This is a genomic window from Streptomyces sp. NPDC001231, from assembly GCF_042896885.1.
Taxonomy (GTDB): Bacteria; Actinomycetota; Actinomycetes; order Streptomycetales; family Streptomycetaceae; genus Streptomyces.
In genome coordinates, this window is sequence record NZ_JBIAXS010000006.1 from 67642 (window position 1) to 78708 (window position 11067).

General features: G+C 72.8%; 8 protein-coding genes. 6 read left to right on the forward strand and 2 right to left on the reverse strand.

The annotated features are described in order from the left end of the window. Positions 1–17 precede the first annotated feature (17 nt). The 5 genes from ACFY3J_RS09430 (at position 18) to ACFY3J_RS09450 (ending at position 6640) form a co-directional block, all read left to right on the forward strand. Positions 18–2255, forward strand: a complete 2238-nt coding sequence (locus tag ACFY3J_RS09430) for an MMPL family transporter (protein WP_384182374.1) — start codon at positions 18–20, stop codon at positions 2253–2255. Beyond that, on the forward strand, positions 2233–2799 hold the full coding sequence (locus ACFY3J_RS09435; protein WP_384182377.1) for a GNAT family N-acetyltransferase: 567 nt from the start codon (positions 2233–2235) through the stop codon (positions 2797–2799). The genes ACFY3J_RS09430 and ACFY3J_RS09435 overlap by 23 nt, the downstream gene beginning before the upstream one ends. Positions 2800–3052: 253 nt before the next feature. Further along, positions 3053–3238 carry a hypothetical protein gene (locus ACFY3J_RS09440; protein ID WP_384182381.1) on the forward strand — a complete coding sequence of 62 codons (186 nt, stop codon included), beginning with the start codon at positions 3053–3055 and terminating at the stop codon, positions 3236–3238. Positions 3239–3363: 125 nt separating this feature from the next. Next, entirely contained in the window at positions 3364–6417 is a 3054-nt protein-coding gene (locus tag ACFY3J_RS09445; RefSeq protein ID WP_390840655.1) for an AAA family ATPase, read from the forward strand. 28 nt (positions 6418–6445) lie between these two features. Further along, the gene (locus ACFY3J_RS09450; RefSeq protein WP_384182387.1) at positions 6446–6640 is read left to right on the forward strand and encodes a DUF6191 domain-containing protein; all 195 of its coding nucleotides are present in this window, start codon (positions 6446–6448) and stop codon (positions 6638–6640) included. Between the two features lie 10 nt (positions 6641–6650). Here ACFY3J_RS09450 and ACFY3J_RS09455 read toward each other — a convergent pair whose 3' ends face one another. Together ACFY3J_RS09455 and ACFY3J_RS09460 are read right to left on the reverse strand one after the other, a co-directional pair. After that, on the reverse strand, positions 6651–7811 hold the full coding sequence (locus ACFY3J_RS09455) for a PQQ-dependent sugar dehydrogenase (RefSeq protein WP_390840705.1): 1161 nt from the start codon (positions 7809–7811) through the stop codon (positions 6651–6653). 901 nt (positions 7812–8712) lie between these two features. Then, entirely contained in the window at positions 8713–9711 is a 999-nt protein-coding gene (locus ACFY3J_RS09460; protein WP_384182390.1) for an aldo/keto reductase, read from the reverse strand. 78 nt (positions 9712–9789) lie between these two features. Between ACFY3J_RS09460 and ACFY3J_RS09465 the strand changes: the two genes are divergently transcribed. After that, positions 9790–10740, forward strand: coding sequence for a 2-hydroxyacid dehydrogenase (locus ACFY3J_RS09465; RefSeq protein ID WP_384182393.1), 951 nt, complete (start codon positions 9790–9792; stop codon positions 10738–10740). Positions 10741–11067 lie beyond the last annotated feature (327 nt).

Genomic DNA, 11067 nt, shown 5'->3' on the forward strand with positions numbered 1-11067 from the left:
CCCCTGGGAGTACGTTCGTGGCAGCCCTAGCGCGCTGGTGTGTCCGGCACCGCCTCGTCGTCGTACTGCTCTGGCTCCTTGCCTTCGGTGGGGTCACCGCGGCCGCCTCGGTCACCGGCTCCGCCTACTCCAACGACTACGAGGTCCCCGGCACCGACTCGGGACGCGCCACCCAGCTGCTCAGGGAGGGCTTCCCGGCACTCGGCGGAGACAGCGACACCGTCGTCTGGCACACCACGTCCGGCACGGTGCGCGCCCCGGACGTCGAGCAGACCATGACCCGCACCCTGGACAAGATCGCCGCCCTGCCCCAGGTGGCCTCCGTGACCAGCCCCTACAAGGACCAGGGCGCCCAGGGCTCCGACCAGATCAGCCCCGACGGGCACACCGCGTACGCCACGGTCACCTTCACCCGCCCCTCCCAGGACATCACCAAGCCCCAGGCCGAGGCCGTGGTCGAAGCGGCCAAGGCGGCCGAGACCGACGGGCTCCAGGTGGAACTCGGCGGCAGCGCGATCAGCCTCACCGCGGCCTCCGGCGACCACACCGCCGAGATCGTCGGCGTGCTCGTCGCCGCCGGGGTGCTGCTCATCGCCTTCGGCTCGCTCGCCGCCGCCGTGCTGCCCATCGCCACCGCGCTGCTGAGCGTGGGCACCGCGTACGCCGCCATCGGACTCCTCGGCCACGCCATGACGGTCGCCGACTTCGCGCCCATGCTGGGCATGCTGATCGGACTCGGCGTCGGCATCGACTACGCGCTGTTCATCGTCACCCGGCACCGGCGCGGACTGAAACGCGGACTCGGCCCCACCGAGGCGGTCACGAACGCCGTCGCCACCACCGGACGAGCCGTCGTCTTCGCGGGTGCCACGGTGTGCATCGCTCTGCTCGGCATGCTCATCCTGCGGCTGGGCTTCCTCAACGGCGTGGCGGTCGCCGCCTCGCTGACCGTCGTCCTCACCGTCGCCGCCTCGGTGACCCTGCTGCCCGCGCTGCTGTCCTTCATCGGCCCGCGCGCCCTGAGCCGCCGCGAACGGCGCCGCCTGGCCGAATACGGGCCCGAGCCCGAGGTGCCCACCGGGTTCGCCGCCCGCTGGTCGGCCTTCGTCGAACGCCACCCCAAGGCGCTCGGCCTCGTCGCCCTCGCGGTCGTCACCGTGCTGGCCCTGCCCACGCTCTCCCTCCACCTCGGCACCTCCGACCAGGGCAACGACCCCAGGACGGCGACCACCCGGAAGGCGTACGACCTCGTCGCCGAGGGCTTCGGGCCGGGCGTCAACGGGCCGCTCACCCTGGTGACCCGGGTGGACGGGGCCGAGGGCAGGCTCGCCCTGGACAACCTCGACACCACCCTGCGCGCCACCGAGGGCGTCGTCGCGGTGACCCCGGTGACCTACAACTCCGGCGGCACCATGGCCTACCTCAACGTGGTCCCCGACTCCGCGCCGCAGTCCCAGCGCACCAGCGACCTCGTCCACCGGCTGCGCACCGACGTGCTGCCGCGCGCCCAGACCGGCACCACGCTCGACCTGCACGTCGGCGGGGTCACGGCCGGATACGACGACTTCGCCGGCGTGATCATCGGCAGACTGCCGCTGTTCGTCGGCGTGGTGGTCGGCCTCGGCTGCGTACTGCTGCTGCTCGCCTTCCGGTCCATCGGCATACCGCTGAAGGCCGCCGCGATGAACATCGCCGCCGTCGCCGCCGCGTTCGGTGTCGTCGTCACGATCTTCCAGTGGGGCTGGGGCAGCGAGTTCCTCGGCCTCGGCCGGGAGGGTCCGATCGAGCCCTTCCTGCCCGTGATCATGGTCTCGGTGCTCTTCGGGCTCTCCATGGACTACCAGGTCTTCCTGGTCAGCCGGATGTACGAGGAATGGCTGGAGACCGGTGACAACCGGCGGGCGGTCCGCGTCGGGCTCGCCGAGACCAGCCGGGTGATCAACTCCGCCGCGGTGATCATGATCTCGGTCTTCCTCGCCTTCGTCCTCAGCGGCGACCGCGTGATCGCCATGTTCGGCATCGCGCTCGCCGCCGCCGTCGCCCTCGACGCCTTCGTGCTGCGCACGCTGCTCGTGCCCGCCCTGATGCACATGCTCGGCCGCGCCAACTGGTGGCTGCCGCGCCGGCTCGACCGCGTGCTGCCCCGGATCAGCATCGAGCCGCCCGAGTGCCGCGCGGCGCATGAGAGGCTCACGGATGTCGTGGACGCTCTGACGAAGGAGACGCAGCGGGATGTACGCGATACCTCTGGGTGACGAGGGAGCCGAACTGCGGCCCCTGGAGCCGTGGCACGCCGAGGAGTTCCTCGCGCACCTGGAGCGCGGACGGGAGTTCGTCACGCGGCACATCCCGTTCGGCGCGAACGCCACGGACGTGGACTCCGCGCGAGCCGTCCTCCAGTCGTACGCCGACAAGCACGCCGCCGACAGCGGCTTCCTGCACGGGCTGTGGCTGGAGGGCAAGCTGGTCGGCGGACTGCTGTTCCGCGTCTTCGACACGGCCACCGGCACCTGCGAGATCGGCTGCTGGCTGGAGCCGGCCGGCACCGGGCGCGGACTCGTCACACGCGGGGCGCGGGTGCTCATCGACTGGGCGTTCGACGAGCGGGGCATGCACCGTGTGGAGTGGCACGCCTCCTCCGCCAACGAGGCGAGCATCAACGTGGCGCGACGGCTGGGACTGACCCGCGAGGGCGTCCTGCGCGAGAGCTTCCCCTACCGGGGCGTGCGCCAGGACATGGAGGTGTGGGCGGTGCTCGCCCCCGAGTGGCGTGAGGCACGCGCGCGCGACGGTCGTTGAGACGGCCTGGCGGGCTCGCCACCGTCCCCCTGCCACCGTCCCCGTGTCGGGCGAGGTTCCGGGCGGGCCCTGGACCCGCCTTACCCGCGTCCACCGGTGCCTTACGGCCGCCCCGCGGCTCCCGCACACGCGCCTAAGGCACCCCGCACGGGGAAGATGCGGAACTCTCCCGATGTGGCCGTACCCCCTGGGAGACGACAGTGGAGGCATCGCGGAAAGCGACGCCGAAACCACCGCTCACCGGGGAGAGAACATGTTCCACTACGAACTGCACCAGCTGCGCTCCGCCGAACTCGGCCGCCGCGCCGAGCAGGACCGCCTGGTCCGCGAGGTCCTGCGCGCCCGCCGTGCCGCCCGTCGCTCGGCCGGCAGGCGAACCGCCGAGGCGGAGCCCCATACGCATGGCCCCCACCGGTGGCGGTTCACCCGCGCGGCGTGAACACGGGCCGGCGCGACCCCGGCGGCCGGGACGGCCCCGGCCCCACGGGGGTGGGCCGGGGCCTCCCGCACTTCCGTTCGTCTGCCGTGGGGAAAACGGGTGCCGCCCTGCCGGACCCTCGTGCGATGCTCGGGCATGTGGAGACCAGGTCCGTCAGTCCGGTGTTCGTCGGCCGCGCCGACGAGTTGAGCACTCTGCACGACGCGCTCGCCCGCGCGGCCCGGGGAGAGCCGCAGGCCCTGCTGCTCGGCGGTGAGGCGGGCGTCGGCAAGACCCGCCTGATCGAGGAGTTCACCGGCGCCGCGGTTCGCGCCGGTGCCGTCGTGGCGCTCGGCGGCTGCGTGGAGATCGGCGCCGACGGACTGCCGTTCGCCCCCTTCTCCGCCGCCCTGCGCGCCCTGCGCCGCGAACTGCCCGGCGAACTCGCCGCGGCGGCCGCCGGGCAGGAGGAGGAACTCGCCCGGCTGCTGCCCGAACTCGGCGAGCCGGCCCCCTCGCGGGGTACCGGCCGGCACGACGAGGAGGGCATGGCCCGCCTCTTCGAACTCACCGCCGGCCTGCTGGAGCGCGTCGCCGCCGACCACACCGTCGTCGTCGCCCTGGAAGACCTGCACTGGGCCGACGCCTCCACCCGGCACCTGCTCGCCTACCTCCTGCGCACCCTGCGCACCGGCCGCCTCGTCGTTCTGGCCACCTACCGGTCCGACGACATCCACCGCCGCCACCCGCTACGGCCGCTGCTCGCCGAACTCGACCGGCTGCGCACGGTCCACCGCCTCGAACTCGCCCGCTTCACCCGGCAGGAGGCGGGCCGGCAGATCGCCGGCATCCTCGCCACCGAACCGGACCCGGTCCAGGTCGACGAGATCTTCGAACGCTCCGACGGCAACGCCTTCTTCGTCGAGGAACTCGCCGTCGCCGCTCACGAGGGCTGCCGCACCAGCCTCAGCGACTCCCTGCGCGACCTGCTGCTCGTGAGGGTCGAGAAGTTGCCCGAGCCCGCCCAGCGGATCGCCAGGATCGCCGCCGAGGGCGGGTCCACCGTCGAGCACCGGCTGCTCGCGGCCGTGGCCCGGCTCACCGAGGACGACCTCATCGAGGCGTTGCGGGGTGCCGTGAACGCCAACATCCTCATCGCCGCCCGCACCGGCGACGGCTACCGCTTCCGGCACTCCCTGGTGCGTGAGGCCGTCAGCGACGACCTGCTGCCCGGCGAGCGCTCCCGCCTCAACCGCCGCTACGCCGAGGCTCTGGAGGCCGACCCGACCCTTGTCCCCGCCGACCAGCGCGTCATGCGGCTGGCCAGCTACTGGTACCACGCCCACGACCCGGCCAAGGCCCTGCCCGCCGTCCTCGACGGCTCCGTCGCGGCCCGCGCCCGGCACGCCTACAGCGAGCAACTGAGGCTGCTGGAACGGGCGATGGAACTGTGGGACGCGGCGCCCCAGGACGTACGCTCCCAGCTGCGTCTCGTCGACTACACCGAGACGTACTCCCCGTGCGGCTGCGACCCGGCGACCACCCCGCTGACCTACCTCGACCTGCTGGCCGAGGCCGCCGTGGCCGGCCGCTTCTGCGGGGAGCGGGACCGCTCCATGAAAATCATCAAGCGGGCGCTGCGTCTCCTGGAGGACGAGAACGACCCTCTGCGGGCCGCCTGGTTCTGGGTCCAGCGCTCCTGGCTGGTCCAGGCGAAGGCCCACGGCGACGGCTGGCGGGAACTGGGCACCGCGCAGGAGCTGGTGCGCGGGCTGCCGCCGTCCGAGGTGCACGCCGAGGTGCTGGCCAACGTCGCCAACTGGTCCATGGTGCACGTGCCGGGTCCCGACGCCTTCTCCGCCGCCGAACGGGCAGTGGAGTACGCGCGCATGGTCGGCGCCTGCGAGATCGAGATGACCGCGCGGCTCACCCTCGGCAGCCTCATGGTCCAGGCCGGCGACGTCGAGGCGGGCCTCGCCGAGATGTACGAGGTCAACAAACGCACCGTCGACGACGGCATCGCCGCCGTCGCCGGTCGCTCCTACGTCAACCTGCCCTCCGAACTGGAGTCCGTCGGCCGCTCCCGCGAGGCCGTGCCGCTCATGGAGGAAGGGATCGCCTTCACCCGGCGCTTCGGCCTGCTGAACAGCGAGGCGTGGGTGTGGGGCAACCTCGCCGAGTCGCTGTTCACCCTGGGGCGCTGGGAGGAGGCCGCCGAGGCGGCGTCCCAGTTCCGGCGCGCCGAGCAGAGCGCCAAGCCGCGCGGTTTCCACGCCCGGATCCGCGCCGAACTCGCCCTCGAACGCGGCGACCTCGCCGAAGCGTCCGAGCAACTGGCCAATGCCCGCGAGCACTTCGGCCCCCATGACTACGCACCCCAGTACTCGCTGCCGCTCGCCCGCATCGCGCTCGGGGTCGCCGCGGGCGAGGGCCGCCTGCTGGACGCGCGCGCCGAACTCGAACGCGTCCTGGACGACGGCTTCCCACCAGGCACCCAGCGCTACGGCTGGCCGCTGCTGCTCACCGCCGCCACGGAGGAGACCCGCGCGGCAGGGCTGCCCGCCGCCGGCCCCGGACGCGCCGAGACCTTGCGACGCATCCGCGGTGCCGCCAAGACGCTGGCCACCAACGTGCCCGTCTGGCAGGCGTACGAACGCTGGGTGCATGCCGAACTGCTGCGCGCCGAGGGCCGCGGCTGCCCGGAGGAGTGGGCCGAGATCGTCGCCGCGTTCGAGACGCTGGAACGCCCCTACGACCTCGCCCGCGTCCGCTTCCGCCTCGCCGAGGCCCTGGTCGGCACCGACGAGGGCCAGCGGGACCGGGCCACCGAGCTGCTGCGCCTGGCGCACGCCGTCGCCGAGCACCTGCGCGCCCGCCCGCTCGCCGACTCCGTCGCCCTGCTGGCCCGCCGGGCCCGCCTCGCCCTGACCGGCGCCCCGCAGCAGCCCTCCGCTTCCGCCGACCCCGTCGAGTCCCTGGGCCTGACCAGCCGGGAACGCGATGTCCTGCGGCTGGTCTCGGCCGGCCGCACCAACCGCCAGATAGCCGAGGAACTCTTCATCTCGCCGAAGACGGCCAGCGTCCATGTCTCGAACATCCTGGCCAAGATGGGTGTTTCGGGTCGCGGAGAGGCGGCGGCTCTGGCCCACCGGCTGGGTCTGTTCCCACCGGAGGCCGAGGACCGGCTGGTCGCGGGATGACCGGAGGACGCCGACCGGGAGGGAAGCCGTGTTCAACGTTTTCGAGGAACTGTTCGCGCCCGGCCGCAAGCACACCCGGGACGAACAGAACCGGCTGGAGCTGACCCGGGAGGACGTCGGGGACAACGATCCCGGGCGCGGGCCGATCGATCTCGCCTCCGGGAAGGTCGTCGTACGGCCTCCCGAGCCTTCCGCGGAGGAAGCCGGAACAGGGCGGGAGTGAGGTCCGGGGGCTACTTCACCTCCAGTTCCAGGATCCGGTCGTCGCCCTTCTTCGGAGTGCCGCGGCCATCGGTGTTGCTGGTGACCAGCCAGAGCTTGTCGCCGCCCGCCGAGACCACCGTGCGCAGGCGGCCGTAGGTGCCGGTGAGGAACGCCTCGGGGGCCGCCGAGAGATTGGTGCCGCTCAAGGGGATGCGCCACAGGCGCTGCCCCCTCAGGCCCGCCATCCAGATGGAGCCCTCGGCGTAGGCGATGCCGCTGGGGGAGGCAACGTCCGTGTGCCACTGGGTTATCGGGTTGTGGAACCTCGGGTCGTTCGTCCTGCCCTCCGCGTCCGGCCAGCCGTAGTTGTCGCCCGGTTTGATCGCGTTCAGCTCGTCCCAGGTGTCCTGGCCGAACTCGGAGGCGAACAGACGCTGCTTGTCGTCCCAGGCCAGGCCCTGCACATTGCGGTGGCCGTACGAGTACACGGGGGAGTCGGGGTACGGGTTGCCCGGGGCGGGCAGGCCGTCCGGGGTCAGCCGCAGGATCTTGCCGGCCAGGGACTTCCTGTCCTGGGCCAGGCCTCGGTCACCGGTCTCGCCCGTGCCCGCGTACAGCATCCTGTCGGGGCCGAAGGCGATCCGGCCGCCGTTGTGGATGACCCCCTTGGGGATGCCCTTGAAGATCGTGTCGGGTGCGCCCAGTTGCATACCGGCCGGCTTCTTGTCGTCGTACAGCATCCGGACGATGCGGTTGTCCGAGGCCGAGGTGAAGTAGGCGTAGATCATGTGGTTGGAGGCGTAGTCGGGGGACAGCGCGATGCCCAGCAGGCCGCCCTCGCCCTCCGGGGAGACCCCCGACACCCTGCCCAGTTCGGTCTTCTGCCCCGTCTTCTCGTCGACGCGCGTGATCGTCGCCTGGTCGCGGGAGGAGACGAGGAGACCACCGCCGGGGATCGGGGCCAGTCCCCAGGGGCTGTTCAGGCCCTCCGCGACCGTGCGCAGCACCTTCACCGCACCCTTGGCCGGCGGCGCGGTCTCCGCGGGTGCCTGCCCGGAGGGCGAGGCCACCGCCGTCGTACGGTTGGGCGCCATGCCGTTCCCACCGGCCGACGCGCCCCCGGAGGAGCAGCCGGCCGTCAGCAGCAGGGCGGCGGCCAGCAGGCCCGTCACAGCTCGACGTTGCACGATCTTCGTCCCTTCGACGCGGCGGGTTCTACCTGTCTTACACCGTCCGCACCTCTCAGGTTCCCGATCACCCGATTCCCACGCGGGCCCCGGATCCGCCGCCGACGCGAAACCGCCGCCCCACCCCTGTTCGGCGAGCGGAAGGGCGCGGTGTTCCCACCCTTCACCTGGGCCGAGCGGCTCACCACGGCCGGCGACCGGGACGTGCGGGCCGCGGGCCCCCGACCACGCCACGGCACCGGGCCCAGCCGCGAGGTGGGGCCCACCGGTCGCCGTCCCTCCACTGACCACCGCGCACGCCCCGCGCGAGAACCGGCCCCGGACACCTGGCGTCCCGCCCTGACAGCGACTCCCGCACCAGGACGCGGCCGGCGCCGCTGGGTGTGCGGTGCCGCAGAGGTAGGTGCGCGTGGTGGTGGGTGCGGGCCTGGGTTTCGGGGCTGGTGCTGCTGGGTGTGCGGTGCTGCCACAGGCAGGTGGGCGTGTGTTGGTGTTCGGCGTGGTGGTGGGTGCGGGCCTGGGTTTCGGGGCCGGTGCCGTCGGGCGTGCGGTGCCGGACAGGCAGGCGCGCGCGTCGGTGCCGGCGTGGTGGCGAGCGTCGGCCAGGCCTCGGGACCGGGCGTCCGGGCCAGGCATCCGGCCCAGGTCCCTGAGCCGGGTCTCCGGCCCAAGTCTCCGGGCCGGGCCCTTGGGACAGGTTTCCGGCCTCTGGGGAGGCCGGTGCCGCAGGTGTGCGGTGCCGCGCACGCGGGGGCGCTCCAGCGCGGGTCAGGCCTCCGGGGTGAGCTTCCGGGCCGGGCGTCCGGGATAGGGCTTTGGGCCGGGCATCCGGCCCAGGTCCCCGGCCCAGGTCCCCGGCCCAGGTCCCCGGCCCAGGCCCGGCGCGTTCAAGGCCTGGTCTGGCTCAGTCCCAGGAGCCCTGGGCCGCGGGCAGGCGGCTCAGTTCCGTCAGGTCCTCGGCCGTCAGGCGCAGCTCCGCCGCGCCCGCGTTCTCCGTCACCCAGTGCTCCTGTTTGGTGCCGGGTACCGGGATCACGTGGCGGCCCTGGGCCAGTACCCAGGCCAGTGCCACCTGGGCGGGTGTGACGTTCTCGCCGTGCCGGGCGGCCGTCCGCCGCAGGCCGGCCACGATCGGCTGGTTCGCGGCCATCATCTCGGCGGTGAAACGGGGGTGCCGGGCCCGCAGGTCGTCCGGCTCGAACCCCTGGCCGGGGGTGAGGGTGCCGGTCAGGAACCCGTTGCCCAGCGGCATCGCCGCCAGGAATCCGATCCCGCGCTCCGCGCACCACGGCAGCAACGACTCCAGTGCCTCCGGCGACCACACCGACAGCTCCGCCTGCACCGCGCTGACCGGGAAGACCTGCTGCACCCGCTCCAGCTGGCGGATCGTTCCGTCGTGCAGCCGCGCACCGGACCGGCGCCGGCCGCGCGCGCCCACCGCGCACAGGCCGAGCGCCCGCACCTTCCCGGCCCGCACGAGTTCCGCCATCGCCCCCCAGGTCTCCTCGACCGGGACCTCCGGATCGGCGCGGTGCAGCTGGTAGAGGTCGATCACGTCCGTCTGGAGACGCCTGAGCGAGGCGTCGCACGCCCGCCGCACATAGCCGGGACGCCCGTTGGCCACGATGTGCTGCTCGCCCACCAGCAGACCGACCTTCGTCGAGACGAAGGCGTCGGACCGCCGCTCCTTCAGCACCCGCCCCAGCAGCAGCTCGTTGGTGAACGGGCCGTACATGTCAGCCGTGTCCAGAAGCGTCGAGCCCAGGTCCAGCGCCCGGTGCACGGCCCTGAGCGACTCCGTTCCCCGCTGCCGCGACGCGCTGTACGCCCAGCTCATCGGCATGCACCCCAGTCCTACGGCCCCCACCGCGAGTGCCGCCGCGCCGATCGTCCTGCGCTCCACTTGGCCGTAACCCTCCCTCTCTCAGGGCCCACCAACCTAACCTCTGGCCGCCCGTGCCCCTGGCATAGCCTCCTGAGCATGACTGCTGACGTATGGCTGCCCATTCCGCCGGACGAGATCGCGGGGCTTCCACAGGGGCCCACCTACCGCTTCTGGGACGGAGCCGAGGAGTTCCCCGCGGACCCCGCCGACTGCGCCTTCTACGTCGTGCCGTACATGAAGCCCGGCGGCGTCGGCCTGCGCCCGATGCCCCGGATGAGTTCCGTACGGGTCGTGCAGACGCTGTCCGCCGGCACCGACCACGTGGAGCCGGGCCTGCGGGACCTGCCGCCGGGCGTACGGCTGTGCAACGCGCGCGGGGTGCACGAGGCGAGTACCAGCGAGCTCGCCCTGACGCTCATCCTGGCCTCGCTGCGCGGCATCCCCGACTTCGTCCGGGCCCAGGACCGGGGCGAGTGGGGCGGAGGCTTCCGTCCCGCCCTCGCCGACAAGAACGTCCTCATCGTCGGTTACGGCTCGATCGGGGCCGCCATCGAGGACCGGCTCGTGCCCTTCGAGGTCGCGCGGGTGGCGCGGGTGGCGCGCTCCGCGCGCACCACGGAGCGCGGCCCGGTGCATCCGCTCACCGATCTTCACTCCCTGCTTCCGCCAGCCGATGTCGTCGTCCTGTCCACGCCCTTGACGGAGGCCACGCGCGAACTGGTGAACGCGGACTTCCTGGCACGGATGAAGGACGGCGCGCTGCTGGTGAACGTCGCGCGCGGCGGCGTGGTCGACACCAAGGCGCTGCTCGCCGAGCTGGACAGCGGCCGCCTCACCGCCGCCCTCGACGTCACCGACCCCGAGCCGCTGCCCCCGGGCCACCCCCTGTGGCACGCTCCGGGCGTGCTGATCAGCCCCCATGTCGGCGGCCCCACATCCGCCTTCATGCCGCGCGCCAAACGGCTTCTGACGGAGCAGTTGTGCCGTTTCGTGAACCAGGAGCCGCTCGCCAACGTGGTCCTCACGACAGGAACGGCAAGCGCCTAGTCCGCTTCGGGTACGGTCCGCGACTCTCCGAACGCGTTCCGTACCCGTATCCGCGCTGGTCGTCACGGAGCGTAGAGAAGCTATGTCCCTGAGTGACGAGACTGGTGTATCGTCCCGACAGGGGCTGCGCCGCGCACCGTTCGGCGCCGGGGATGGACATTTCGAACTGCGAGGGGGGCGACGGGCGATGCACGGCCTATGGACGAACGATCCGACGCGGCGGGGCCGCCACCGGCGGCCCTGGCGCACGGCCGCGCGCAGACGCGGCCACCACAGTCATCACAGCCATCACCACCACAGGCCCGGCGGCCGCCGCAGGCGCGCCCA